The following is a 26057-nucleotide window of genomic DNA, read 5'->3' as shown; positions in this document are numbered from 1 at the left end:
TTTATTATTGTTTATTCAACCAAAAGTTATTTGTTGGCGATGCATCCATAAAAATACCACCATCAATAGTAATCTGTTTAATTTCTTTCTTGCTTTTAAGATTAATTACTGCTAATTTTTGATTTTTCTCCCAAACTGCAGGTGTTTGATGTACCGTTTCGGCAGAATTATCAGTGTAAACCACTACTAAATCAAACGGAACAGCAAAACCTCCTACATTTTCAATTGAAACTTTATTTTTGTCCACATTCTTAACCGAAAGATCAATATAATTATTAGTAAAAAACCAGTTATTAAAGAACCAATTTAAGTTTTTACCTGATCCCGTATTCATCGAATTAAAATAATCCCACGGAATTGGATGCTTCCCGTTCCATGTTTCCATATAATGATGCAATGCTTTTTTAAATAAATCATCTCCAAGCAAATCTTTTAATGCGATATAAGAAAGAGAAGCCTTTCCGTAAGAATTGTTTCCATAACCAGCATCAGATACCTGAGATGACATTGAAATAATTGGCTGATCTTCTTCTGTTGATGCATCATTAATATAGTTTTTTACTCTAAATTCTTTGTAGAATTTATCGGCAGCTTCTTTACCGTGTTCAGCAATTCCAATCAAATATTCAAAAGTTGTTGCCCAGCCTTCATCCATAAAAGCATAACGCGTTTCATTGATTCCCATATAAAAAGGAAAATAAGTATGTGCTACTTCATGATCTTGAACCAATTGTGCAAATTTAGGATCACCCATTTGTGAGTCGTTACACATCATTGGATATTCCATATCAGCAAATCCCTGAAAAGCTGTCATTTTAGAAAACGGATATGGAACTCCCGGCCAATTGTTCGAAAAGAAATCTAAAGCATATTGATTATTTTTTACAGAAGCCACAAAATCAGTTCCTTTTACATCATATGCAGCCTGAACACTTGCGCGTCTGTTTGTTTTTTTGTCAACTACAACACTGCTCGCATCCCATAAATAATGATCGCTTAATCCAAAACAAACATCTGAAATATGTTTAGCCTCAAATTTCCATACATTCCAGTCGTTTTGTTTTGTTACTAATCCAGATTTCATTTCTTGCTCATTTGCAATGTGAAAAATTTCATCTGAAACATATGATTTTTTCAAACGAGCAGCAAATTCGGGTTGCAAAACCTCATCAGGATTCAACAAATCTCCTGTTGCGTAAACCACATAATTTTTTGGTGCTTTTACTGAATAAGTATAATCATTAAAATCATTATAAAATTCTTGACGATCTGTATGAGGCAATCTATCCCATTTGTTGTAATCATCAAAAACAGAAACACGCGGATAACTGTAAGCTACAAAAAATGTAGTTTCATCAATTTGTCCTTCTCTACCGCTTTCTTTTGACAAAGGATAATTCCAGTCAATATTAATAGTTGCTGTAGAATGAGGCGGAATAGGTTTTTTCATTCGAATCATTCCAACTGTTCCCCATTTTCTGCCGTCTTCTTTATAAACTTCACCGGCAATTTTCAACGAAGTAATTGTTAATCCGTCGCTTAAAAAATCCTGGCTAACGACACCGCTTCTTGGCGAAGATGGTTTATGAAGATTATTCACAAATCGAATTGGCAAGTTTTTCAAGGTATCGTTGCTGTTGTTTGTGTATTCAATCGTTTCTGTTCCGCTAACAATTTTTGTTTTGGCGTCAACAGTAATTTCCATGGTATATTTTCCATGATTCTGCCAATAATTTTTTCCAGGTTTTCCGTCCATTGAACGTGTACCTTTTGCGTAAGCTTCTTTTATATTTCTAGGCATGTAAAGTTCCTGCGCAAAGCTGTTTTGCACAAAAAATGCCAAAGCAATTAATAATAATTGCAATGATTTTTTTCTCATAAATGTTTTAAGATTTTGATGATTTTAATTCGCTATAATATTAGTGGATATTTTTAACTTATTGTTACAATAGCGTTATAAAATTTTAAAGTTTCAGGTTTCAGGTTTGCCATGCTGAGCGAAGGCGAAGAATTAAAACCTTTGTTCCTTTGCACCTTTGTCTCTTTGTCCCTTTCAAAAAAAAAACCGTCTTTCTCAAAAAGAAAAAGACGGAACCTACAATTAATATATAACTCTGATGACTACAAAATATAATCGGTATTAATGAAATTCGATTCTTTGCTGTTCAGCAATTCTTGCAAAATTTCATTGTTGTAATCGATATCTTTTGAAGCTACAAACGTACGTATTGAAAAAGAACGCAAAGCATCTGGAATACTTAATGTTCCTACAGCAGAATCTTTTCGCCCTGTAAATGGGAACGCATCTGGTCCTCTTTGACATGAACTATTTAAGTTAACTCTGCAAACTAAATTCACCAAAGCATCAATAAGTGGTGCCAAAGTTTTAATATCTTTTCCGAACAAACTCACTTGTTGACCATAATTTGATTCGGCCATATCTTCTAGAGGTTCGCTGATATCTTTAAAAGAAATAATTGGAACCACTGGACCAAATTGTTCTTCATGATATACTCTCATTTCTTTATTTACCGGATATAAAACGGCTGGAAAAATAAAGTTTTCTGTATGTTTTCCTCCTTTTTCATTGATAATGCTTGCGCCTTTATGTTTTGCATCATCAATTAATCCCTGAATGTAAGCTGGTTTGTCTGTTTCCGGAAGCGGCGTTAATGAAGCGCCTTTTTCCCAAGGATTTCCAAATCCTAAACTGTCTACTTTTTCAGCGAAACGTTTGTTGAATTCTTCTCTAATTGATTCGTGAACATACAATACTTTTAAAGCTGTACAACGCTGACCATTAAAAGATAAAGTTCCCGCGATACATTCCTGAATAGCCAAATCTAAATCGGCATCCGGAAGAATGATTGCTGGATTTTTGGCTTCCAAACCTAAAATCAAACGAAGTCTGTTTTTATTTGGATGCTGATCCTGTAAAGCAATCGCCGATTTACTGTTTCCAATTAATGCCAAAACATCAATTTTACCCGATTTCATAATTGGCGAAGCTACTTCTCTTCCGCGTCCGTAAACGATATTTATAACACCTTTTGGAAAACTGGTTTTAAAAGCTTCTAATAAAGGCGAAATACATAAAACTCCATGTTTTGCCGGTTTGAAGATTACAGCATTACCCATAATCAACGCCGGAATCAATAATGAAAAAGTTTCGTTTAGCGGATAGTTGTAAGGTCCAAGACACAAAACAACTCCAAGAGGTCCACGACGAATCATTGCGTTTACACCTTGTACTTTTTCAAAATGAGAACTACGTCCGTTTAATTCTTTATAACTGGCAATCGTATCATAAATATATTCAACCGTTCTGTCAAACTCTTTTTGCGAATCGCCAAGGTTTTTTCCAATTTCCCACATTAAAAGTTTTACCACTTCTTCACGTGTTTCTTTCATCTGCTTGACAAAATTCTCCATGCATTTAATGCGGTCAGCTACTTTCATAGTTGGCCATAGACCTTGTCCTTTATCGTAAGCAGCATTTGCAGCTTCTACTACTTCGGCAGCTTCTTTTTCAGCCATGAAAGGAATTGATCCTAATAATGTTGGAGTGTATTTTTCAGTTGATGAAATCGTTGAAAATACTGGTGTAGTTTGCCCTGTCCATTTTTTCAATTCTCCATTTACAAGATAGGTATCTTGATTTATCAGGTTTTTAATCTGATATTCTTCGGGTATTAAACTCATAATCTGGTAATTTATAGTTTGGTTATTAATAGCATTTTAAACAAAAAAAGAGGCTTTTATGCGCCTCTTCTTCCTTTTATGGTTGTATAGTGTCGCCTTCCCAGTCCAGTATACCACCAAGTAAATTATAGGCATTATTGATACCTAATTCATTCATGATTTGGCATGCTTTTGCACTTCTGGCGCCAGAACGGCAATACACATAATAATTTTTGTTTTTATCTAATTCTTCAATTTCATAAATAAAAGCCTGACCTTTATTGATATCAATGTTTAAAGCATTTTCAATATAGCCATCATTAAATTCGTCCTCAGTTCTTACATCAAGTATAACTGCATTTTCGTCAGCGTTTAACTGAGCAACCCAATCTTCTTGTGATAAATTCATAGTAATATGTGTTTTTGTAAAATTACGACGTTTCTATTAATTAAAAACGTACCAAATGCGATTTCGATTATTATTCTCAGAAAACGTTTTAGAGAAAGGATTATAATCAGTGATTTACAAATTTACTTACTATTTTTAAAAATTCACTCTACAAAATCGATAGAAAATAGGATTTATTCATTTACACAAAATGCATCTTATTTATAATTTTCCGACAAACAATGCCAGCCGAATCTATTATCTTTGTAAAGAATTACAATTTTTAATCCGATTTTGACAAAATTACTCGCCACGCATTTCACAAATTCTCACGAAGTAATTGGTATAAATCTGTAAAATTGGTGGTAAAAAAACATTACAATGCAGCACTCCATAAAAAACAACTTTCCAAATTTTTCCAGCGAACTTGTCTCTACTATTGAAGAAAACGGAACTGAGCAAAGTTTTGAAGCCGGAACCATTTTAATGCGCACCGGCCAATACATTAAAAATACCGTTTTGATTCTGAAAGGAAAAATCAAAATTTATCGCGAAGGTGAAGATGGAGGCGAATTTTTAATGTATTATTTACAGCCTGGACAAGCCTGTGCCATTTCGATGATCTGTACTGCCAAAAGTGAAAAAAGCCAAATTATGGCCAAAGTTGTTGAAGATGTGACTGTCATGATGATTCCGCTTCAATTGATGGACAAATGGATGATGGAACACCGCTCTTGGTACGAATTTGTAATTGAAACCTACAGAAGTCGTTTTGAAGAAGTCTTAGAAGTAGTTGACAATATTGCTTTTCGATCTATGGATGAGCGTTTGGAATTTTATTTAAAAAGACATTCTGATGCTTGTGGCTGTGCTGAAGTGAAACTTTCGCATCAGGAAATCGCAACCGAATTGAATACTTCCCGAGAAGTCGTTTCGAGATTATTAAAAAAAATGGAACAACGCGGTTTGGTCAAACTCAACCGAAACCAGATTGAGTTATTAAACACAAAATAACACTAAGTTTTTTTAATTGAACCATTAAGATATTAAGAAATTTAATCTTTATTTTCTATCTCTTAATGTTTCTAAAGAAGATTAAGCGCTACTACTTAATTACCTTAATATCTTAATGGTGAAATTATTTAAGACTTCTGTGATAAATGTTACTGTAGGTTTCTAATTTCCGAAGCAACTTTGCATCAAAATAAATGCAATGGAATATTTAGGCTATTTTGCTTCAATCATAATCGGGATTTCGCTGGGACTAATTGGCGGCGGCGGTTCAATTCTGACTATTCCAATATTAGTGTATTTATTTAAAGTAAATCCGGAAGAAGCCACTTCATATTCTTTATTTATTGTTGGAATGACGGCACTTTCCGGAAGTTACAGCCATTATAAAATGGGGAATTTGAAACTAAAATCGGCTTTGTATTTTGCGATTCCTTCTGTAATTTCCATTTTAATTATTCGCGAAGTTATTTTTCCGCAGATTGCTTCTACCCTGTTTTCAATCGCTTCATATTCTGTTTCGAAAGATTTTCTAATTATGATTGTCTTTTCGGTTTTGATGATAACGGCAGCCATTTCGATGATTCGAAAACCTCAACCAGAAATCAAAAATGCCGAAACTAATTATTTTCAATTAAGCATAATTGGTTTTATTGTCGGAATTGTTACGGGATTTCTTGGAGCCGGCGGTGGATTCTTAATTATTCCGGCATTATTGTTTTTCGCCAAATTACCAATGAAACAGGCCGTTGGAACTTCTCTTTTAATTATCACAATAAATTCCTCAATAGGTTTTGCAGGTGATTTATACATTGGAACACCAATTAATTATACTTTCTTATTAAGCGTTTCTGCTATGGCCTTAATCGGAATGCTGATTGGAAGCCAGCTTTCTAAAAAAATCGACGGAGCAAAACTAAAACCGCTTTTTGGCTGGTTTGTTCTCGTAATGGGATTTTATATTATTACAAAAGAGGTTTTATTTTAGAATTTACAGCATCACACAGTCCCGATAGCTATCGGGAGGCAAATTTGTGTAGATTTTTAAATATTTTCAATTTAGTTCACTTGTAAAAGTAATCTTTGTCAAAGTATAAAACTTTGACAAAGGTGAAACTAAAAAGATTTCTTTTACTATTTAAAGATCATATTTCCATTTTTTATTTTCCTTATCAAACTCCACACGCACATAGCGAATGTATTTTACAGGAACTTTAGTTTTTATATGTTTTTTTTGTTCCCATTCTTTAACCTGACTAAATAAATGTATAGCCTCTATTTCAAATTCGTTTAATGGTCGCTTACTTTTCACACTAAAACTCTTCAATAATCCAAAAACAGGATCATTTACAAAATCCGGTTCCGAATAATCCATATCCAATCCTGTAAAAATCGAAATCAATTTTCCTTTTTCATCTATATACAATGCCAGTACTGCATATGTTTTTTCATAATCTTTAACCTTTCCATTTCTAAAAACCGAATCTATATCAGTTATGGGCTTAGTGTAATTAAATTCACTTCGCAAATCAACGTTATCATTATATATGTAATCCTTTAAATTAAAACGATTTCCGTTGTCTAGGATTTTTTGCGTATATGCATCAATCCCTCTTCCTCCAATAAATTCAGAGTTAGAACACATACTACTAAAACCTAACTTCCCATTATTTTCTTGAGCAAAAACCAACCATTCCTGATATTGATATTCCTCTGTATAACAAGAACCCCATCTTGCATTTTCTTTATTATAATAAGATGTAAAAGACAATTCTTTCGGAATTTTACCTTTTTTATAACTCTCAAGTACTTTAAACTTGATGGTATAAGTTGCAGAATCCTTGCTAAAGATTTTAGAAGCAATTATTCCTTTAAATACATATTTTGAAGAATAAAATTCTAAAATTGTTTTTGGCGTATCACAATCACAGGCAGAAACTTTAATACAACCAAATAGGAAAAAGAAGAAAGAAAGTATTTTGGTTTTCATGAATTTATAATTTTCAGAAATAATCTAATTTGTTTTATGGTCGTTTTCGCCGCGGCGAACGGGCTATCCGCTATATCTTTTCCTTGCTAAAGAAGCAAGAAAAAGGATACCGCTTCTATCCCTAACGCACAACCGGAAAACGAGAAATTTTCAATTATATTTTTTTTCAATCACCCAAGGAATATAAGATTCAAATTCTACCTGAATTAATCCGTCTTTATTTTTAAAAAATGTCAAACTGTTTTGTTCACAAAAACCTATTGAAAAATTATCATCGATAGCTGTTAATTCTATTTGAAAACTTTCATTTTCAACATCTCTTTTACAATTCTTACCATCAATAATTTTGCCTTTAAAATGAAACCATCCTGCTACATGATGCAATCCATTTGGTAAAATTTGATACGATAAAATTTCAACTTCTTTTTTATAATCAATGCCTAAATTTAAAAACATCGTTTTAATTTCTTCAGGAAAAATATTTTCTCGATTCTGAATATAATTTTCACAATCACTACACAGACAAGATTCAGCGCCGCTTGCAATTACATTAGAATAAGTTTCAATCGTCAAATCCCTATCAACTCCAAACTTCCAATTTTTAAACTTTACTATTTCCATATCATTTATCAATTGCCTCCAGCTTTAGCTGGAGATAAACAAATCTATATAAATAAAAGGCTTTAGCCAAACTTTACAATTTTGGATAAAGCCCAATTCAAATTCAATAAAAAAACCTCCAGTTAAAACTGGAGGCTATTCATATAATTAATTCGTGAAAATTTGTGCAATTCCTAGCAAATAAAAATCTCAATGTTCCCCATACCCAACATCATCCATTTTTCCACTGAAAACGCGATATTGAATAATAAAATAAATAATCACCAAAAACAAAGCAATAAAAAACCAACTCAATCCAGCATTCAATCCATATTCATGAGCCGCAGTATTATAGATCGTTAACGACGGATTTACATTATTAGTCGAAGGCAAAACATTCGGGAAAATTGAAACGGCTGTTGACGCAAATCCGCCAAGTAGAAATAAAGTTGAGAAAATAAATCCGTGACCGTCTTTTTTAAATGAACGCACTTTAAATAATCCTGCAATTCCAGTAAAAGTCATTAGAGGAAAAAACCATAAAATCGGATTTTCAATAAAATTATGAAATGGTTTTGGTTCGATAAAATGCCAAATTCCTAGTGAAATAAAAACCAAAACAAGCAAAACAAAGTTCAGTTTAAAAACTACATTTTTAAGTTTCGGGTTTAGAGAAGAATTCGTTTTATAAATAATCCAGTTTGCACCATGAATCGTTAAGGCGACAACACTTACAATTCCGAGGAAAAGCGTAAACCAATCGATAATTCCCAATTCATTTGCTTGTGGACTAAAAGTTGGATTCCATAAAGGCAAAAAGAAAAAATGCGGTTCTTGGGTCGAAACGCCATTTTGCACCATCCCGAGATTGACACCACGAACGATATTTCCTAAAGCAATTCCGAAGAAAAGTGCCAAAAGCAAACTCGCAATTCCGAATGCTTTATCCCAAATCGCTTCCCACATATGATTATGTACTTGTCCGCGCATTTCCAATCCAATCGCACGGAAAATCAAAAGCCATAAAATCATAATCAAAGGCAGATAAAATCCGCTGAAAGAAGATGCATATAATGTCGGAAAAGCAAAGAATAAAACTCCTCCGGCGGCAATCAGCCAAACTTCATTAGCATCCCAAAATGGACCAATCGAATTAGTGATTACTTTTTTATCTCTTTCCGTATCGGCAAAAAATAAATGAATAATTCCTGCGCCAAAATCATAGCCGTCTAAAACCAAATAAACCGCCAGAATTCCCATTAAAACTACGTACCAAAAAAATTCCATACTTATATTTTTTCTGTTGAAAGTTCCACATGATGAGGTCCTTTATTGATAATTTTTCCAATCAAAAGCAAAAACAACATTCCGAGTAAAAGGTATAAACCAATAAAACCGAGCAATGTAAATAAAGTATTTCCAGAAGAAACCGTTGGCGAAGCGCCCGATGCTGTTCGTAATAAATTATAAACCAGCCACGGCTGTCTTCCTAATTCGGCCGTGTACCAACCTGTTGTGTTAGCGATGTACGGAAACGGCATCATGAACATTAATGACCATAAAATCCATTTTGTTTCAAATAATTTTCCTCTTATTAATTGGAAAAGAGATAATATCATTAAACCGATAAAAACCGTCCCTAATCCTACCATAATATGATAAGCATAATACAAACCAGAAATATTTGTTGGATGCAGATTTTCTTCAAACTGATCCAAACCTTTAATTTCTTGATTCCAATTCCCGTAAGTCAGGAAACTTAGAATATTTGGAACCGCAATTTTATTGTCCAACTTTTTGTCTTTTACATCGGGCTGACCGATTAAGACAATTTCAGAACCTTTTTTCTCGGTATGAAAAATTCCTTCCATTCCGGCAAAAGTTACGGGTTGGTATTTCACTACATTTTTTGCCAATAAATCTCCTGTTGGAACTGCAACTATGATACTAGAAATCAATCCGAAGACAACTCCAGTTTTTAGGAACAATTTCCCAAAAGAAACATTCTTTTTGCTCAAAATATAAAAAGCGCCAATTCCGGCAACCACAAAAGAACTGGTTACCAAAGAAGCGGCCTGATTGTGCAGATAAGAAGGCCAAAGCCAAGGGTTTAAAAATAATGCCTGAAAATTATTGAGGACAAATTTTCCGTTTTCGAGAATTTCATAACCTACAGGATTTTGCATCCAGGAATGTGTTGCGATGATTAAAAATCCGCTGGCCCAAGAACCGATCATAATTAATAATCCGGTTACAAAATGCCATTTATGTCCGAGGAGTTTTTCTCCAAATAAAAATATTCCCAAGAAAGAAGATTCTAGAAAGAAAGAAAACATTCCTTCCATCGCTAAAGTTTGGCCAATAATTCCGCCAGTTAACTCTGAGAATTTAGCCCAATTGGTTCCGAACTGAAACTCCATCGGGATTCCGGTTACGACGCCCATTGCAAAATTGAGAGCAAAAATCTTCATCCAGAAATGGGTGGCGTGATTGTATTGTTCGTCTTTAGTTTTGAGATATTTCCACTTGAAGTAAACGATGATGAGCGAAAGCCCCATTGTAAGTTGTGGAAAAAGATAATGAAAAGTAATCGTGAAAGCGAATTGCATTCGGTCGTAAAAGAGCATTTCTTCCATAAGTGGTATTTGTTTTATGAAGTTCAACAAATTTAACCATTAGAACCCGAAATGTCACTCTTAAAAAAAAGTTTATCGCCTGAGATTTGTTAAACTTTTCAACAATTTTAAAAGTGTTTTTTACACTTGTTTTTGCAACGTTTGTCATTTCGACCGAAGGGAAAAATCACACTAGAAGCTCGACAAAGATTGGATTCTCGTTGCGGAGTCCCTTGTGTGATTTCTCCCTTCGTCGAAATGACAAGATTGAGGATACTACTCTTTCTTCAAAATCCCTTTTTCAACGCTTTCATTAATCAAACCTTCGGCGTAATTCCAAATCGATTCTGAACCTTCTTTAATGATGCTTTTCTTTTCGTAAACTTTATCATACTTCACGTCAAACTCTTTCCAGGTTCCACCATTATTAGAGGTATTTTGTAATAAAGGTTCTAATCTGTCCATCGATCTTGCAAACTTGGCTTCGTTAGTTTCTCCGGCTTCAAATTCTTCCCAAATGGCAATAAAATCCTCGGCTTGTTTTTTCGGAAGCAAACCAAAAATTCGATTTGCTGCTAAACGTTCTTCATCTGTATTATCGTGGCTTTTTGCTGTATCATATAAAAAAATATCTCCAGAATCAATTTCCACAATATCGTGCATCAAAACCATCTTTACGACTTTCAAAACATCAATTGGCTCATTTGAATGTTCGGCTAAAACAATTGCCATTAAAGCTAAATGCCAGCTGTGTTCAGCATCATTTTCGCAACGGTCGCTATTGAAAAGCTTTGTTTTTCGCTGAATGTATTTTACTTTATCAATTTCTTTTATAAAAGCGATTTGATCTAATAAGTCTTTTGTGTTCATTTTATTTTTGTTTTGAAATGACATTCGTCATATGCAAAATTAAAGCTTAAAGCGTAATTGCTCAAGTTTAAATTACTTAAATAACTCATATGATGAAAATTCACTTCTTTTTGAGCAGAAATCAAATTTCTGTAACATTAGTCACTTATTTTACCGAAAAACAAACTTACCTTTGTGAACCAAATTTTAGATTTCCAAATCATGAAAATTGAACAAATTTACACCGGATGCCTTGCGCAAGGTGCGTACTATATTACTTCAAATGGCGAAGCGGCCATTATTGATCCGCTTAGAGAAACACAGCCTTACTTAGATCGTTTAGAACGTGACGAAGTAAAGCTGAAATATATTTTTGAAACGCATTTTCACGCCGATTTCGTTTCGGGACATGTTGATTTAAGCAAAGAAACAGGAGCACTGATTGTTTACGGACCAAACGCTGCTTGTGAGTTTGACTGCATTTCTGCAAAAGACCAGCAAGAATTTAAACTTGGAAAAGTTACTATCAAAGTTTTGCACACACCTGGACACACTATGGAAAGCACAACTTTTTTGTTAATTGACGAAAACGGAAAAGATCACGCGATTTTCTCTGGTGATACTTTATTTATCGGCGATGTTGGTCGTCCGGATTTAGCTCAGAAAGCTGCGGGAATGACGCAAGATGAGTTGGCTGGGATTTTATTTCATTCGTTGAGAGATAAAATTATGACTTTGGCTGATGATGTAATTGTTTATCCTGCGCACGGTGCGGGAAGCGCCTGCGGAAAAAACATGAGTAAAGAAACGGTTTCGACAATCGGGAATCAGAAAGCTACAAATTATGCTTTGCGCGCCGATATGACCCAAGAAGAATTCATAAAAGAAGTTACGGACGGATTATTACCTCCTCCGGCGTATTTCAGTATGAATGTGGCCATGAACAAGCAAGGTTACGAAAGCTTTGAAACGGTTTTACACAACGGAATGAAAGCCATAAAAGCAGCAGATTTTGAAGTGATTGCAGAAGAAACCGGAGCACTGATTTTAGATACAAGAAGCGCAGCCGATTTTAGTAAAGGTTTTATTCCACAGTCTATCAATATCGGAATCAATGGCGATTTTGCTCCGTGGGTTGGTACTTTAATTGCCAATGTTAAACAACCTATTGTTTTGGTTACTACAGTTGGAATGGAAGAAGAAACCGTAACGCGTTTAAGCCGTGTAGGTTTTGATACCATTATCGGACATTTAGAAGGCGGTTTTGAAGCGTGGCAAAAAGCAGGTTTCGAAACAGATTCTGTAAACCGAATTACAGCCGAACAATTTGCAAACGAAGTAGACATTCAAAAAGACAAAATAATCGATATCCGTAAAGAAACAGAATACGAAGCAGAACATATTGAAGATGCGTACAGCAAACCGTTAGCCTATATTAATGACTGGGTAAAAGACATTAACCCAAATGAACATTTTTATTTGCATTGTGCAGGTGGCTACAGAAGCATGATTGCCGCTTCGATTTTACAAGCGAGAGGTTTTAGAAATTTCTCTGAAGTGGAAGGCGGTTTTGGAGCGATTTCAAAAACAAATGTCCCAAAATCAGATTTTGTTTGTCAAAGTAAAACATTAAAAGCATAATTTTTTCACCATTAAGATATTAAGAAAATTAAGTTGCAATGCTTAATTTTCCTTAACCTTCTTTGAAAAGTTTCATTAAGTCAGATTGGCTTAATTTCCTTAATATCTTAATGGTTAAAACCAAAACATCTAATTTGAATTATGAGTATATTAGAAATTATAAAAGAACCTTGGCCTTGGTACGTTGCAGGTCCGCTAATTGGATTAACTGTTCCAATTTTATTAATTATCGGAAATAAATCTTTCGGGATTAGTTCATCATTGCGTCATATTTGTGCGATGTGTATTCCTTCTAATATTCCGTTTTTTAAATACGACTGGAAAAAAGAAAGCTGGAATTTATTTTTCGTTCTCGGAATATTTCTTGGCGGAGCTATTGCAGCTTATTTTCTATCTAATCCAAATGCGGTTGTAATTACTCCGGAACTTTCAGAACAATTATCAGGTTACGGAATCACAGATCATACAGGTCTTGTCCCTTCACAATTATTTTCGTGGGAAAGCTTATTAACACTTCGCGGATTTATCATGATTGTTGTGGGAGGATTTTTAGTTGGCTTCGGAACGCGTTACGCCGGCGGTTGTACAAGCGGGCATGCAATTATGGGATTATCAAATTTACAATGGCCATCATTAGTAGCTACAATCTGTTTTATGATTGGCGGTTTTGTAATGGCACTTTTGATTTTACCTTATATTCTTTCACTTTAAAATTTCAAAAATGAATAATTTAGAAAATAAAAATACAGATGGCGAAGGAATTAACGCAAGCCAGAAAAAAGAAAACGCATTTGGGAATATTAAATATTTAATCGTCGGGATCTTTTTCGGAATTGTATTCGTAAAAGCTGAAATCATTAGCTGGTTTCGTATTCAGGAAATGTTTCATTTGCAATCTTTCTTTATGTATGGCGTAATCGGAAGTGCGGTTGCCGTTGGAATAATCTCAGTATTTCTGATTAAAAAGTTCAACATCAAAACGCTTCAAGGCGAAAAAATCGAAATTCAGCCAAAGACTTTCAACAAAGGTCAAATCTATGGCGGATTATTATTCGGTTTTGGATGGGCGATTACCGGAGCTTGTCCGGGTCCGCTTTTTGCTCAAATTGGAACTGGAGCGACTGTAATAGTTGTTACTTTAGTAAGTGCAATTGCAGGAACTTGGGTTTATGGTTTGATTAAAGACAAACTTCCTCATTAATATTCCTACCTTATTATATATAATATATCAAACCCGACAGTTTTAGAAAAATTGTCGGGTTTTCTCTTTTGTGTGCTCGCGTGAGGGATAGAGCTAAGCTACCGAAGTAGCAGCGAAAGCCCGACAGTATTTAAGAAAAGGCCTCATGAACGCAAAGTATAGTAGGCCTTTTTTTAAATACTGGCACGCCCTGATGATCAAAATTTACATTCTGTTAAAGCCAATTATTTTAAAGAACTAAAACTTAAACGTATCTTTATCAAAGCTTTAAAACATTTGAAGAAGATTTATTTGGAAGCTTCAAAAAATAAATAGTACTTTTATACTAATTATATAGGCTTTGTCAAGTTATAATTTTTAGCGTTATTTCAATTAACAAAAATTTAACACCACATTTGTATATACAACTATTAAAAGTCATACATTTGTATATACAAATTATACACTTACGACTATGACAATTGAAGAGGTTATTAAGAGTACAGTTAAGATGGATAATGCGAAAAAAGTTATTCTGAATATCATGTACACACAGAATGTGATTCAGGATCATTTCAACGAGTTGATAAAACCGTATGACTTGTCTGGAGAACAATATAATGTACTGCGTATATTAAGAGGACAAAAAGGAAATCCTGCTAATATGTGCGTGATACAAGAACGTATGTTAGCTAAAACGAGTAATACAACCCGATTAGTTGATAAATTATTGCTGAAAGAATTCGTAACAAGAAATGTTTGTCCGGATAATCGACGCAAAATTGAGGTTTTAATTACTCAGAAAGGATTAGATGTTTTAAAAGAATTAGACCCGAAGGTAGATGAGCACGAGCGCGTATTTGCCCAGAATATAAGCCCAGAAGAATTAGAATTATTAAATCAGTTATTAGAAAAATACCGAACCCAACAAAATTAATATTATGAGCACATTAGTAAACAATTTAAACTGGAGATACGCAACTAAGAAATATGATGCGACTAAAAAAGTATCTGCAGAAGATTTGAATACATTAAAAGAAGCAGTTAGATTAGCAGCTTCTTCATACGGATTACAACCTTACAAAGTAATTATTGTTGAAAATCCAGAAATTAGAGAAAAATTAAAAGCTGCAGCTTGGGGTCAAACTCAACTTACAGATGCTTCTCAAATATTTGTATTTGCAAATGACTTAAACGCTGGACCAGAATCTGTGGCAGCTTACATTAAAAACATTAGCGAAACAAGAGGCGTACCTACTGAAGCTTTAGGCGGATTTGCAGATATGATGAATGGTGTAATTTCGAACCTTTCACAAGATGCTAAAAATATCTGGACAGCAAAACAAACTTATATCGCTTTAGGAACTTTACTTGCTGCTGCAGCCGAATTAAAAATCGATGCAACTCCAATGGAAGGTTTCAATGCAGTACAATTCAATGAAATCTTAGGTTTCGATAAATTAGGCTTAAATGCTTCTGTTATCGCTGCTGTAGGTTACAGACATGATGAGGACGACGCTCAGCATTACAAAAAAGTTAGAAAATCTCACGAAGAATTATTTATCACTCTATAATTATTATTAATCAAATTCAATTTTAACAACATGAAAAATTTAAAAACAATTGCAATAGCATTATTCGTAGCAGCGGCTAGTATTTCAGTAAATGCTCAAACTAAAAAAATCGACGTAAAAGCGTCTTCTATCAAATGGGTAGGTAAAAAAGTAACTGGAGAGCACTCTGGAACTGTAAACTTCAAAGAAGGAGCTGTAGTTTTCAAAGGAAAAAAATTAGTTGGTGGAAGCTTCACTGTTGACATGACTTCTTTAACTTCTACTGATTTAACTGGAGAATACCAAGGGAAATTAAACGGTCACTTAAAAGCTGACGATTTCTTCGGAACTGACAAATTCCCAACTTCAAAATTAGTTTTCAAAACTATCGGTGCTAAAGCAACTGACGTTTATACTGTAACTGCTGATTTAACTATCAAAGGAATCACTAAACCAGTAACTTTTGATATCACAGTAAAAGGAAACACTGCTACAACTGCTTTCAAAGTTGACAGAACTAAATATGACATCAAATACGGATCAGGAAGTTTCTTCGAAGGTTTAGGAGACAAAACTATCAATGACGAATTTGAATTAACTGTAGCTTTAAAATTCTAATTTTAAGACTTACTAATTCATACATAAAAAGTAACCCCAATAGTTGATTCTATTGGGGTTTTCTTTTATAATCAGTTTTCAAAAACATAACGTTCTTAATATTAAAATAACACTTTCATAATAACTATAGCCGAATTGATTAATATTCGGGCTCTAATTTTGAAGAAATTAAAAAATCAAAAACTAGAAATTAAAATTATAGTTATGAAAACAAAACTACAAATTGCTGCTCTTGCCCTTTTGAGCACTTTTTTTCTTCAAGCACAACAACAAACAAAAGGAATTATTGGTACAACAAACTGGATGAACAACTGGACCAATTTTAAACCTGCTGCCAACGAATATAACGAAGCTACAAATATAATTGCCGGAACGATAGATAAAGATTTAAAGTTACTGAAACGCAACACTTATCAATTAGTTGGCGTTGTTTATGTTACTAACAATGCAACGCTAAGCATCGAACCCGGAACCGTAATTCGTGGAGATGATAAAACTTGCGGAACATTGGTTATTACAAACGGAGCAAAAATTATTGCAGATGGTTTAGAAACTGATCCGATTGTTTTTACATCAAACAAAGAAAAAACCGAAAGAAAACCAGGAGACTGGGGCGGTATTATAATTTTAGGAAAAGCACCAATTAATACTTTAGGAGGACTTCATACTTTACCTTTTGATCTTGAACCACTATTAAATCATTACGGAGGACAAGATGCTGAAGATAATTCGGGAATTTTAAAATATGTACGAATTGAATATGCGGGAAGAAAATTAAGTTCATTGAAAGAGCTAAACGGACTTTCATTGGCTGGTGTTGGAAGAAAAACGGTTTTAAACAATATCCAAATTAGTTTTTCAAATGATGATTCTTTTGAATGTTATGGCGGAGACTTGAATTTGAACAATTTAATCTCATACCGAACTACAGATGATGATTTTGATTTTACCCAAGGAGCACAAATCAATATCAGCAATAGTATTGCTATTCGTCATCCATTTTCATCAGATGTTTCAGGGTCGAGATGCTTCGAAGTAGATTCATACGATAAAATTGGAAATACTGATATGAGCAAAAAAATGACTAAAATAAATGCTTCAAACATCACTTTGGTCAATCTTGAAGAAAACAATCAAGGATTAGTTCGTGAATCTATTTATGTTAGAGAAGATACTTTCTTTAATTTATCAAATAGTATTATTTCTGGTTTTACTCCATTTGCTTTATTGGAAGGAAATATTGGAAATGGCGATGCAAATTTATCAAAACTAACTTTTAAAAACTTAATCGTAAACAATTGCAACGGCGGTATTGCAAGTGAGTCTTCATCAAGCAATTCTGCAATTGAAAATTTTTATAATAGCCAAAATTCAGGTATACAATACACCCAAATTAAAAACATAGAACTATTCACAACACCGAGCATTAAAGGAGGAAGTCCAGATTTTAGAGCAAACGTAAATAACACGCTGGCTATTGGAAACTAAGGCTTTAAAGCAATAATGAATTTTAAAATTTAACAAAATTCCAAAATTAGAAAAGATTTTTTTGAAATTTTATGTCTTTTAATTCAAATTACCTTTATATCTTTGTGATATCAAAATAAGGAAATGAAAACATTAATGAACAATACTTGGTGGTGGAAGAATTTACGTCAAACGTCGTGAACGAAGCTTCCTATGGTATTTTCAAAACTATAAATCTAAAAGGCTTGTCATCACGACAAGCCTTTTTTTTTGGTCACAACTTTAGCATAAAAAATATTAAAAACTAAAAAACAACATACTTTGAAGCCTTTTATACTTAATACACATTACAAGCAAATTCTGGCAGACACGATTACGCCGGTAAGTATCTATTTTAAAATAAGAGATAAATTTCCAAATAGTTTATTATTGGAAAGTAGTGATTATCACGGAAATGACAACAGTTTCTCATACATCTGCTGCAACCCGATTGCAACGATTAAAATCGAAAACGAAGTAATTTCAAAAACTTTTCCTGATGGATCTTCGGAACAAATCAAAATTGATTCCAAGACAAATATTCCAGAAGTGATTCAGGATTTTTCAAATCAGTTTAAATCGGAGAAAAACGATTTTAAATTCATCAACAATGGATTATTTGGATACATTTCATACGATGCTGTTCGTTATTTTGAAAAAGTTTCGATTGCAAAAAAAGATGACGCAACTTCAATTCCGGATGTATTTTATGCCGTTTATCAAAATATCATTGCCATAAATCACTTTAAAAATGAAGCGTATATTTTCTGCCACAGCGTTGATGGAAGAAATAATATCTCTGAAATTGAACAACTTTTACAATCCAGAAATATTGCTTTATACAAATTCACAAAAGAAGGCGAAGGTTTCTCTAACCTAACCGATGAAGAATTCAAGCACAATGTAGCTTTAGCAAAAAAACATTGTTTTAGAGGAGACGTTTTCCAATTAGTTCTTTCTCGTCGTTTTACGCAAGGTTTCAAAGGTGACGAGTTCAATGTTTACAGAGCTTTAAGAAGCATTAATCCATCTCCATATTTATTCTTTTTTGATTATGGAGATTTCAAAATATTCGGTTCTTCGCCTGAAGCACAAATTATTGTAAAAAACAGAAAAGCCGAAATTCACCCAATTGCAGGAACTTTCAAAAGAACTGGAAACGACGAACGCGATGCGCTTTTGGCCAAAGAACTTTCTGAAGATAAAAAAGAAAATAGCGAACACGTAATGTTAGTTGATTTAGCGCGAAATGATTTAAGCCGAAACGGACACGATGTGAATGTTGAAAAATACAGAGAAGTTCAGTTTTTCTCTCACGTAATTCATTTAGTTTCAAAAGTGACGGGTTATTTACACGATAAAGCAACCACAATGCAGGTAGTTGCCGATACTTTTCCAGCTGGAACTTTGAGCGGTGCGCCAAAACACAGAGCGATGCAGTTGATTGAAGATTACGAAAAAACAAATCGTAATTTCTACGGAGGAGCAATTGGTGTAATGGATTTTGACGGAAATTTCAACCACGCGATTATGATCCGAACTTTCCTTTCTAAAAACCATCAATTGCATTGTCAGGCCGGTGCCGGAATCGTAGCAAGTTCTGATGAAGAAAGCGAAATGCAGGAAGTTTATAACAAATTAAGAGCTTTGAATACTGCACTTGAAATGGCAGAACAAATATAGTTTTCTTTGTTTCAGGTTTCAGGTTTCAAGTTGTTGGAACGTGAAACCTGAAACTTGAAACCTGAAACAAAAAACTAAAAACCACAAACTATGAAAAAAGCAGCATCAATTTTAATTTTAATCATTACGCTAACCTCTTGCAATTCTGAAAAAAAACACAATCCAATTGAAGGAACCTGGCGTTTAATATCAGCTGAAACAACAGAGAAAGATTCAACTTTTTCGACTTTCAATCCAAAAACAAAAATGATTAAAATTATAAATGAAACGCATTTCGCTTTTTTCAATCATGATTTAGTAAACGGAAAAGATTCAACAAATGCGGTGTTTTTTGGCGGAGGTGGAAAATATACTTTAAAGGATAGTGTTTACACAGAAAACTTGGAGTATTTCAACAACCGTCAATGGGAAAATGGAAAATTTGAGTTTGTGGTAAAAGTTAAAAACGACACCTTAACTCAAAAAGGAGTAGAAAAAGTAGAAAAATTAGGAATCGACCGTATCATAACAGAAAAATACGTTCGAGAAAAATAGAAAATTTAGTTTCAAGTTTTCATTGTTTCAAGTTTCAAGTTGTTGGAACGTGAAACTTGAAACTTGAAACCTTAAACAAAAACAACACAATGAAAAAAATATTAGTTATAGACAATTACGATAGTTTCACTTATAATTTAGTGCACTATTTAGAAGATTTGGATTGCGAAGTAACCGTTTACCGAAACGATGAATTCGAAATTGATGAAATCGCTTCTTTCGAAAAAATATTGCTTTCGCCAGGACCTGGAATTCCAGATGAAGCTGGTTTACTAAAAGCAGTAATCGAAAAATACAGTCCAACAAAAAGTATTCTTGGAGTTTGTTTAGGACAACAAGCCATTGGGGAAGTTTTTGGCGGAACACTTTCTAACCTTGACAAAGTGTATCACGGAGTTGCAACGAATGTAAAAACGGTTGTTTCAGACGAAATTTTATTTGAAGGTTTAGGAAACGAATTTGAAGTTGGAAGATACCATTCATGGGTTGTAGATGCCAATTTACCTGATACTTTAGAAGCAACTTCTGTAGATGAAAACGGGCAAATTATGTCACTAAGACACAAAACTTTTGATGTAAGAGGCGTTCAGTTTCACCCGGAAAGTGTTTTGACACCAAACGGAAAAAGGATTTTAGAAAATTGGATTAAGAGCTAGTTTTTTTGTTTCAGGTTTCATGTTTCAAGTTGTTGGAACGTAAAACCTGAAACCTGAAACAAAACCTTAGAATCTTAGAATCTTAGCAACTTAGAACCTTAAAAAATGATTACAATTTCAGAAACCAGAGAAATCAGCATCGACGACATTTTAGTTTTATATAAAGCAAATGAATGGAGTTCAGCCAGTAAACCGAATGAACTTTACAACGGATTATTAAATTCGGAGACTCTTGTGACGGCTTGGGAAGGAAAAAAGTTAGTCGGACTTGGGAATGCGATTTCTGATGGATTTTTAACCGTTTATTATCCCCATTTATTGGTACTTCCGGATTATCAGGGAAAAGGAATTGGAAAATTGATTTTGGATAAAATGCAGGAGAAATACAAACACTTTCACATGCAAATGCTGACTGCAGACGGAAGATCGGTTGACTTTTACAAAAAAAATGGTTTTGAACGAGCAGGAAAAACAGAACCAATGTGGATTTATCAAGGAAATGAACATTAAAATTTAGTTTCAAGTTTTATTTGTTTCAAGTTTCAAGTTGTTGGAACGTGAAACTTGAAGCCTGAAACAAAACCTTACCATCTTAGAACCTTAGCAACTTAGAATCTTAAAAAAAATGAAAACTATATTAAATAAATTAATCAACCACGAAGTGCTTTCAAAAGAAGAAGCAAAAAATGTATTGATTAATATTTCGAGCGGTCAATACAATCCAAGCCAGATTTCGGCATTTTTGACTGTATTTATGATGCGAAGCATTACAATTGAAGAACTATCGGGCTTTCGCGAAGCTTTGTTAGAATTGTGCATTCGTGTCGATTTATCAGCTTATAACACAATCGATTTATGCGGAACGGGTGGTGACGGAAAAGATACTTTCAACATTTCGACTTTAGCATCATTCGTTTCTGCCGGAGCTGGAATAAAAGTGGCAAAACATGGAAATTACGGCGTTTCATCGATTTCAGGATCAAGCAACGTGATGGAAAAAATGGGAATTAAATTCAGCAACGAACCTGATTTCTTAGAAAAATGTATCGATCAGGCTGGAATTTGCGTTTTGCACGCTCCCCTATTTCACCCAGCAATGAAAAACGTTGGGCCAATCAGAAAAGAACTGGCTGTAAAAACATTCTTCAATATGTTAGGGCCAATGGTAAATCCATCATTTCCACAAAATCAATTAGTTGGAGTTTTCAATTTAGAATTAGCGAGAATGTATGCTTATTTATATCAAAATACTGATGTGAATTTCACAATCCTTCATTCGCTTGACGGTTATGACGAGATTTCTCTAACCGGGCCAACAAAAATCATCACCAGCCATATGGAAGGCATGATAAAACCTGAAGATTTTGGCGTTCGTCTTTTATCTCAAACTGAAATTGAAGGAGGCACAACGATCGAAGAATCGGCTGAAATTTTCATGAATATCATTTCCGGAAAAGGAAACGAAGCACAGAATAATGTAGTTTGTGCGAATGCTGCAATGGCAATCGCAACGGTTAATAAGTGCTCTCCGCAAGAAGGATTTGAATTGGCAAAAGAAAGTTTATCCTCTGGAAAGGGACTTCAAGCTTTAAAAAAATTACAGGAATTAAGTAAATAAAATTTTGTTTCAAGTTTCAGGTTTCAAGTTATTTTGAACGTTCTCAACTTGAAACCTGAAACGTGAAACGTGAAACAAAACAACATGAATATCTTAGATAAAATAATATTAGACAAAAAACGAGAAGTAATTCTAAAGAAATCAATCATTCCGGTTTCACAATTAGAAGCTTCTGTATTTTTTGGAAAACAGACTATTTCTCTTAGTCAGAAATTAAAAGAAAGCAATTCCGGAATTATTGCAGAACACAAACGCCGATCTCCTTCAAAATCAATTATCAACAATAATTTTACAGTTGAAGAAGTTGTAAAAGGATATGAAAATGCTGGTGCTTGCGGAATTTCTGTTTTAACCGACGGAAAATACTTTGGCGGATCTTTAGACGATTTACTCTTAGCAAGAGCAAGTGTAAATATTCCGCTTTTGCGAAAAGAATTTATTGTAGATGAATATCAGATTTTAGAAGCAAAAGCCCATGGAGCCGATTTGATTTTATTGATTGCCGCAGTTTTAACACGTGACGAAATCAGATCATTATCGGAATTTGCAAAAAGTTTAGGTTTAGAAGTTCTTTTGGAAGTTCACAATCAGGAAGAATTAGAAAAATCAATTATGCCGACTTTAGATATGATTGGCGTTAACAACAGAAATTTAAAAACGTTTGAAGTAAGTCTGGATTTCAGTAAAGAACTGGCATCGCAAATCCCAAATGATTTTGTAAAAGTTTCAGAAAGCGGGATTTCATCCATCGAAGCCATTCAGGAATTGAAACCTTATGGATACAAAGGCTTCTTAATTGGAGAAAACTTCATGAAAACCGATAACGCTGGTGAAGCCGCAACAGAATTTATTAAACAGCTATAAGTATCTATAAACCTTATACCAATACTAATTTAGCTTAAAGCACTAAAAAAATGAAACTCAAAATATGCGGTATGAAATATCCAGAAAATATCCTCGAAGTAGGCGCGCTCCTACCCGATTATATGGGATTTATTTTCTGGGAAAAATCCGCTAGATATTGCAACGGGAATGTTCCCGAATTGATAAAAACAATCAAAAAAGTAGGCGTTTTTGTCAACCAAAGTCAGGAAGAAATTCTGGAAAAAATCGAAAAATTCAATTTACAAGCCGTTCAGCTACACGGAGAAGAATCAGTTGAATTTTGTTCAGCATTAAAAGAAAAACTTCCAAAGAAAATTGAAATTATTAAAGTATTTTCGGCTGACGAAAATTTTGATTTTGAAATCATTAAACCTTTTGAAAATGTCTGCGACTATTTTCTATTTGACACAAAAGGAAAACTTCCGGGCGGAAACGGAACAACTTTCGACTGGAGCATATTAAAAAAATACAATTCGAAAAAACCGTTTTTTTTAAGCGGCGGAATCGGGATGAACGAATTAAAAGCCATTGAAGAAATTTCAAAAACCAAACTACCTATTTATGCTGTCGATATAAATAGCAAATTTGAAATCGAACCAGGGCTAAAAAATAAAAATCTATTAAGCAATTTCAAACGAAAATTTGATGTTGCCAACTTTTAAAATTTAAATAAAATGAGTTTTAACGTCAACGAAAAAGGATATTACGGAGAATTTGGAGGAGCTTACATTCCTGAAATGCTATATCCAAATGTAGAAGAATTACGTCAGAAGTATTTAAGCATAATGGATGAACCTGATTTTAAGGCTGAGTTCAACCAATTATTAAAAGATTATGTAGGACGCCCTAGTCCGCTGTATTTTGCAAAACGTTTGTCTGAAAAATACAATACCAAAGTTTATCTGAAAAGAGAAGACTTAAACCATACTGGAGCGCACAAAGTAAACAATACAATCGGGCAGATTTTACTAGCGAAACGTCTTGGCAAAAAAAGAATCATTGCCGAAACTGGCGCTGGTCAGCATGGTGTTGCAACAGCAACAGTTTGCGCTTTAATGGGAATTGAGTGTATCGTTTACATGGGCGAAATCGACATTGCGCGTCAGGCACCAAATGTGGCACGTATGAAAATGTTGGGCGCAGAAGTTCGTCCGGCGCTTTCGGGTTCAAGAACTTTAAAAGATGCTACAAACGAAGCTATTCGTGACTGGATCAATAATCCGGTTGATACACATTATATTATCGGATCGGCAATTGGACCTCATCCTTATCCAGATATGGTAACGCGTTTTCAGAGTATTATTTCTGAAGAAATTAAATGGCAGTTAAAAGAAAAAGAAGGACGTGAAAATCCGGATTATGTGGTAGCCTGCATTGGCGGAGGAAGTAACGCTGCCGGAACATATTATCACTTTTTGCACGAGCCGGAAGTTGGAATTATTGCCGTTGAAGCAGCCGGGAAAGGCGTTGACAGCGGACATAGTGCCGCAACAAGCAAACTAGGAAAAGTAGGTGTTATTCACGGTTGTAAAACGCTTTTAATGCAAACTCCAGACGGACAAATCACAGAACCGTATTCAATTTCAGCAGGATTAGATTATCCGGGAGTTGGACCTTTGCACGCACATTTGGCACAAACAGGAAGAGGCGAATTTTTCTCTGTTACCGATGATGATGCAATGAATGCTGGTTTGCAACTTACAAAGTTAGAAGGAATTATTCCTGCTATTGAAAGTGCACACGCTTTTGCAGTTTTGGATCAAAAGAAATTTAAACCAACAGATGTTGTGGTAATCAGCCTTTCAGGACGCGGTGATAAAGATTTAGATAATTATATTGACTATTTTAAATTGTAATAAAAATCGTAATTTGGGCGTTCCCTACGGTCGGGCTGTCCGCTATATCTTTTCATTTTTAAAGAAAAAATAAAAAGGATGCCGCTCCCATCCCTAACGCATAAAAATAACGAGAAAAATAATAATTATGGAACAGTTATTCTCATACGGAACCTTACGTTCAAAACAGATTCAAATGCAGGTTTTCAATAAAGTATTAACGGGCACTGCAGATCAATTACTGGGTTACAAATTAAAAAGCCTTCAAATTGAAGAAGAATTTGGAATGGCCGATTATGTTGTGGCAGTAGCAAGCGAAAATCCTTCTGAAATTATACACGGTATCGTTTTCAATGTTACTCTAGCAGATTTAGCCAAAGTTGATTTATTTGAATCTAACGCCTACAAAAGAGTTCAGGTAACGCTAAAATCTGGAACTGTGGCTTGGATTTACATGGAAAATTAATATTAGAGAAATGATTTTAGCTGCGGCACAAACCAAACCAAAACGCGGAGATATATCTGCCAATTTATTGAATCATTATCAGCTTATTGAATTGGCTGTTCAAAATGGTGCCAATTTGATCGTTTTTCCGGAATTGTCAATTACGGGTTATGAAAGAGAAAATGCGGCACCGCTGGCTTTTACAAAAGATGATTACAGAATTGACCATTTAAAAGAATTGGCTGCCAAGCACAATATTATCATTATTGCCGGAGCACCAATTCAAGTTGAAAATGAAATGTTTATTGGGGAATTTGTAATTTCTCCGGATAATTCGGTTTCTATTTATACGAAGCAGTTTTTACATGAAGGCGAAGATGAATTTTTCCAATCGTCTTTCAATTATAATCCAATGATTACGATTGAAAATCAGAAAATATCATTTGCGATTTGCGCAGATATTGATAATCCGAAACATCCGGAAAATGCTAAAAACAAAGAAACAGATTTTTATATTGCCAGCATTTTCTTTTCACCAAACGGAATTCCGAATGCGTATAGAGACTTGCAAAATTATGCTCAAAAACATAAAATGAATGTTTTGATGTCGAATTTCAGCGGAGAATCCTGGGGATCGCCATCAGCAGGACAAAGCGCATTCTGGAACAATAAAGGAGAATTAATTGGCCAGATGAATGATTCAGATTCCGGATTATTATTGGTTGAGAATAAAAATGATACTTGGACAAGCAAGATTATCATTAGTTAA

At 34.2% G+C, this 26057-nt stretch carries 27 protein-coding genes; 19 read left to right on the top strand and 8 right to left on the bottom strand.

Features of this window, described 5'->3' with window-relative positions; all coding sequences use genetic code 11:
* Window positions 1–4 precede the first annotated feature (4 nt).
* The 3 genes from ACNFIH_RS18580 to ACNFIH_RS18570 form a co-directional block, all read right to left on the bottom strand.
* Window positions 5–1879 (bottom strand): M1 family metallopeptidase, encoded by a 1875-nt coding sequence (locus ACNFIH_RS18580; RefSeq protein WP_426484255.1) that lies wholly within the window; start codon window positions 1877–1879, stop codon window positions 5–7.
* Window positions 1880–2121: 242 nt separating this feature from the next.
* A complete protein-coding gene (locus ACNFIH_RS18575) occupies window positions 2122–3702 on the bottom strand; it encodes an NADP-dependent glyceraldehyde-3-phosphate dehydrogenase (protein WP_426484254.1) in 1581 nt (526 codons plus the stop codon).
* Window positions 3703–3778: 76 nt separating this feature from the next.
* Entirely contained in the window at window positions 3779–4090 is a 312-nt protein-coding gene (locus ACNFIH_RS18570) for a rhodanese-like domain-containing protein (protein ID WP_142451101.1), read from the bottom strand.
* A gap of 360 nt (window positions 4091–4450) precedes the next feature.
* Between ACNFIH_RS18570 and ACNFIH_RS18565 the strand changes: the two genes are divergently transcribed.
* Both ACNFIH_RS18565 and ACNFIH_RS18560 read left to right on the top strand, forming a co-directional pair.
* A complete protein-coding gene (locus tag ACNFIH_RS18565) occupies window positions 4451–5083 on the top strand; it encodes a Crp/Fnr family transcriptional regulator (RefSeq protein WP_426484253.1) in 633 nt (210 codons plus the stop codon).
* A 199-nt stretch (window positions 5084–5282) separates the two neighbouring features.
* On the top strand, window positions 5283–6068 hold the full coding sequence (locus ACNFIH_RS18560) for a sulfite exporter TauE/SafE family protein (RefSeq protein WP_426484252.1): 786 nt from the start codon (window positions 5283–5285) through the stop codon (window positions 6066–6068).
* 150 nt (window positions 6069–6218) lie between these two features.
* Here the strand turns inward: ACNFIH_RS18560 and ACNFIH_RS18555 are convergent, their stop codons facing one another.
* From ACNFIH_RS18555 to ACNFIH_RS18535, 5 genes are all read right to left on the bottom strand, one after another.
* Window positions 6219–7070, bottom strand: a complete 852-nt coding sequence (locus ACNFIH_RS18555) for a hypothetical protein (protein ID WP_426484251.1) — start codon at window positions 7068–7070, stop codon at window positions 6219–6221.
* Window positions 7071–7220: 150 nt separating this feature from the next.
* A complete protein-coding gene (locus tag ACNFIH_RS18550; RefSeq protein ID WP_426484250.1) occupies window positions 7221–7703 on the bottom strand; it encodes a hypothetical protein in 483 nt (160 codons plus the stop codon).
* A gap of 177 nt (window positions 7704–7880) precedes the next feature.
* Complete coding sequence (gene cydB, locus ACNFIH_RS18545) at window positions 7881–8957, bottom strand: cytochrome d ubiquinol oxidase subunit II (RefSeq protein WP_426484249.1); 1077 nt, start codon at window positions 8955–8957, stop codon at window positions 7881–7883.
* Window positions 8958–8959: 2 nt separating this feature from the next.
* Window positions 8960–10306: a cytochrome ubiquinol oxidase subunit I gene (locus ACNFIH_RS18540; protein ID WP_426484248.1), complete on the bottom strand. Its 1347-nt coding sequence runs from the start codon at window positions 10304–10306 to the stop codon at window positions 8960–8962.
* A 255-nt stretch (window positions 10307–10561) separates the two neighbouring features.
* Window positions 10562–11155 carry an HD domain-containing protein gene (locus ACNFIH_RS18535; RefSeq protein WP_426484247.1) on the bottom strand — a complete coding sequence of 198 codons (594 nt, stop codon included), beginning with the start codon at window positions 11153–11155 and terminating at the stop codon, window positions 10562–10564.
* A gap of 201 nt (window positions 11156–11356) precedes the next feature.
* Between ACNFIH_RS18535 and ACNFIH_RS18530 the strand changes: the two genes are divergently transcribed.
* From ACNFIH_RS18530 to ACNFIH_RS18450, 17 genes are all read left to right on the top strand, one after another.
* Complete coding sequence (locus ACNFIH_RS18530) at window positions 11357–12775, top strand: MBL fold metallo-hydrolase (protein WP_426484246.1); 1419 nt, start codon at window positions 11357–11359, stop codon at window positions 12773–12775.
* Window positions 12776–12922: 147 nt separating this feature from the next.
* Window positions 12923–13486 (top strand): YeeE/YedE family protein, encoded by a 564-nt coding sequence (locus ACNFIH_RS18525; protein WP_426486733.1) that lies wholly within the window; start codon window positions 12923–12925, stop codon window positions 13484–13486.
* A 10-nt stretch (window positions 13487–13496) separates the two neighbouring features.
* Complete coding sequence (locus ACNFIH_RS18520) at window positions 13497–13976, top strand: DUF6691 family protein (protein WP_426484245.1); 480 nt, start codon at window positions 13497–13499, stop codon at window positions 13974–13976.
* A 454-nt stretch (window positions 13977–14430) separates the two neighbouring features.
* Window positions 14431–14892 (top strand): MarR family winged helix-turn-helix transcriptional regulator, encoded by a 462-nt coding sequence (locus tag ACNFIH_RS18515; RefSeq protein ID WP_035647635.1) that lies wholly within the window; start codon window positions 14431–14433, stop codon window positions 14890–14892.
* 4 nt (window positions 14893–14896) lie between these two features.
* A complete protein-coding gene (locus ACNFIH_RS18510) occupies window positions 14897–15529 on the top strand; it encodes an NAD(P)H-dependent oxidoreductase (RefSeq protein ID WP_426484244.1) in 633 nt (210 codons plus the stop codon).
* A gap of 30 nt (window positions 15530–15559) precedes the next feature.
* A complete protein-coding gene (locus ACNFIH_RS18505) occupies window positions 15560–16126 on the top strand; it encodes a YceI family protein (protein ID WP_035647640.1) in 567 nt (188 codons plus the stop codon).
* Between the two features lie 204 nt (window positions 16127–16330).
* Window positions 16331–17614 carry a hypothetical protein gene (locus ACNFIH_RS18500; RefSeq protein WP_426484243.1) on the top strand — a complete coding sequence of 428 codons (1284 nt, stop codon included), beginning with the start codon at window positions 16331–16333 and terminating at the stop codon, window positions 17612–17614.
* A gap of 300 nt (window positions 17615–17914) precedes the next feature.
* A complete protein-coding gene (locus tag ACNFIH_RS18495) occupies window positions 17915–19315 on the top strand; it encodes an anthranilate synthase component I family protein (RefSeq protein WP_426484242.1) in 1401 nt (466 codons plus the stop codon).
* Between the two features lie 90 nt (window positions 19316–19405).
* Window positions 19406–19849: a hypothetical protein gene (locus ACNFIH_RS18490; RefSeq protein ID WP_426484241.1), complete on the top strand. Its 444-nt coding sequence runs from the start codon at window positions 19406–19408 to the stop codon at window positions 19847–19849.
* Between the two features lie 89 nt (window positions 19850–19938).
* Window positions 19939–20505 carry an anthranilate synthase component II gene (locus ACNFIH_RS18485; RefSeq protein ID WP_426484240.1) on the top strand — a complete coding sequence of 189 codons (567 nt, stop codon included), beginning with the start codon at window positions 19939–19941 and terminating at the stop codon, window positions 20503–20505.
* A 105-nt stretch (window positions 20506–20610) separates the two neighbouring features.
* Window positions 20611–21015 (top strand): GNAT family N-acetyltransferase, encoded by a 405-nt coding sequence (locus ACNFIH_RS18480; RefSeq protein ID WP_426484239.1) that lies wholly within the window; start codon window positions 20611–20613, stop codon window positions 21013–21015.
* 115 nt (window positions 21016–21130) lie between these two features.
* Window positions 21131–22123, top strand: a complete 993-nt coding sequence (trpD, locus tag ACNFIH_RS18475; protein ID WP_426484238.1) for an anthranilate phosphoribosyltransferase — start codon at window positions 21131–21133, stop codon at window positions 22121–22123.
* An 84-nt stretch (window positions 22124–22207) separates the two neighbouring features.
* Window positions 22208–22987 carry an indole-3-glycerol phosphate synthase TrpC gene (trpC, locus tag ACNFIH_RS18470; protein ID WP_426484237.1) on the top strand — a complete coding sequence of 260 codons (780 nt, stop codon included), beginning with the start codon at window positions 22208–22210 and terminating at the stop codon, window positions 22985–22987.
* A 50-nt stretch (window positions 22988–23037) separates the two neighbouring features.
* Complete coding sequence (locus ACNFIH_RS18465; protein WP_426484236.1) at window positions 23038–23670, top strand: phosphoribosylanthranilate isomerase; 633 nt, start codon at window positions 23038–23040, stop codon at window positions 23668–23670.
* Window positions 23671–23682: 12 nt separating this feature from the next.
* Window positions 23683–24864: a tryptophan synthase subunit beta gene (gene trpB / locus ACNFIH_RS18460; protein WP_132989783.1), complete on the top strand. Its 1182-nt coding sequence runs from the start codon at window positions 23683–23685 to the stop codon at window positions 24862–24864.
* 127 nt (window positions 24865–24991) lie between these two features.
* Window positions 24992–25309 (top strand): gamma-glutamylcyclotransferase family protein, encoded by a 318-nt coding sequence (locus ACNFIH_RS18455; protein WP_426484235.1) that lies wholly within the window; start codon window positions 24992–24994, stop codon window positions 25307–25309.
* Between the two features lie 10 nt (window positions 25310–25319).
* Window positions 25320–26057: a carbon-nitrogen hydrolase family protein gene (locus ACNFIH_RS18450; RefSeq protein ID WP_426484234.1), complete on the top strand. Its 738-nt coding sequence runs from the start codon at window positions 25320–25322 to the stop codon at window positions 26055–26057.

The sequence above is a fragment of the Flavobacterium sp. 2 genome (assembly GCF_049949195.1).
Lineage (GTDB): Bacteria > Bacteroidota > Bacteroidia > Flavobacteriales > Flavobacteriaceae > Flavobacterium.
The sequence above is the reverse complement of the archived record's forward strand: the minus strand, read 5'-3'. Positions and strand labels throughout refer to the sequence as shown.

Bases quoted from the DNA above. Each gene is read 5' to 3' on its own strand.
- ACNFIH_RS18580 (WP_426484255.1), bottom strand. From the start codon at position 1,879: ATGAGAAAAAAATCATTGCAATTATTATTAATTGCTTTGGCATTTTTT.
- ACNFIH_RS18575 (WP_426484254.1), bottom strand. From the start codon at position 3,702: ATGAGTTTAATACCCGAAGAATATCAGATTAAAAACCTGATAAATCAA.
- ACNFIH_RS18570 (WP_142451101.1), bottom strand. From the start codon at position 4,090: ATGAATTTATCACAAGAAGATTGGGTTGCTCAGTTAAACGCTGACGAA.
- ACNFIH_RS18565 (WP_426484253.1), top strand. From the start codon at position 4,451: ATGCAGCACTCCATAAAAAACAACTTTCCAAATTTTTCCAGCGAACTT.
- ACNFIH_RS18560 (WP_426484252.1), top strand. From the start codon at position 5,283: ATGGAATATTTAGGCTATTTTGCTTCAATCATAATCGGGATTTCGCTG.
- ACNFIH_RS18555 (WP_426484251.1), bottom strand. From the start codon at position 7,070: ATGAAAACCAAAATACTTTCTTTCTTCTTTTTCCTATTTGGTTGTATT.
- cydB (WP_426484249.1), bottom strand. From the start codon at position 8,957: ATGGAATTTTTTTGGTACGTAGTTTTAATGGGAATTCTGGCGGTTTAT.
- ACNFIH_RS18540 (WP_426484248.1), bottom strand. From the start codon at position 10,306: ATGGAAGAAATGCTCTTTTACGACCGAATGCAATTCGCTTTCACGATT.
- ACNFIH_RS18535 (WP_426484247.1), bottom strand. From the start codon at position 11,155: ATGAACACAAAAGACTTATTAGATCAAATCGCTTTTATAAAAGAAATT.
- ACNFIH_RS18530 (WP_426484246.1), top strand. From the start codon at position 11,357: ATGAAAATTGAACAAATTTACACCGGATGCCTTGCGCAAGGTGCGTAC.
- ACNFIH_RS18520 (WP_426484245.1), top strand. From the start codon at position 13,497: ATGAATAATTTAGAAAATAAAAATACAGATGGCGAAGGAATTAACGCA.
- ACNFIH_RS18515 (WP_035647635.1), top strand. From the start codon at position 14,431: ATGACAATTGAAGAGGTTATTAAGAGTACAGTTAAGATGGATAATGCG.
- ACNFIH_RS18510 (WP_426484244.1), top strand. From the start codon at position 14,897: ATGAGCACATTAGTAAACAATTTAAACTGGAGATACGCAACTAAGAAA.
- ACNFIH_RS18505 (WP_035647640.1), top strand. From the start codon at position 15,560: ATGAAAAATTTAAAAACAATTGCAATAGCATTATTCGTAGCAGCGGCT.
- ACNFIH_RS18500 (WP_426484243.1), top strand. From the start codon at position 16,331: ATGAAAACAAAACTACAAATTGCTGCTCTTGCCCTTTTGAGCACTTTT.
- ACNFIH_RS18490 (WP_426484241.1), top strand. From the start codon at position 19,406: ATGAAAAAAGCAGCATCAATTTTAATTTTAATCATTACGCTAACCTCT.
- ACNFIH_RS18485 (WP_426484240.1), top strand. From the start codon at position 19,939: ATGAAAAAAATATTAGTTATAGACAATTACGATAGTTTCACTTATAAT.
- ACNFIH_RS18480 (WP_426484239.1), top strand. From the start codon at position 20,611: ATGATTACAATTTCAGAAACCAGAGAAATCAGCATCGACGACATTTTA.
- trpD (WP_426484238.1), top strand. From the start codon at position 21,131: ATGAAAACTATATTAAATAAATTAATCAACCACGAAGTGCTTTCAAAA.
- trpC (WP_426484237.1), top strand. From the start codon at position 22,208: ATGAATATCTTAGATAAAATAATATTAGACAAAAAACGAGAAGTAATT.
- ACNFIH_RS18465 (WP_426484236.1), top strand. From the start codon at position 23,038: ATGAAACTCAAAATATGCGGTATGAAATATCCAGAAAATATCCTCGAA.
- trpB (WP_132989783.1), top strand. From the start codon at position 23,683: ATGAGTTTTAACGTCAACGAAAAAGGATATTACGGAGAATTTGGAGGA.
- ACNFIH_RS18455 (WP_426484235.1), top strand. From the start codon at position 24,992: ATGGAACAGTTATTCTCATACGGAACCTTACGTTCAAAACAGATTCAA.
- ACNFIH_RS18450 (WP_426484234.1), top strand. From the start codon at position 25,320: ATGATTTTAGCTGCGGCACAAACCAAACCAAAACGCGGAGATATATCT.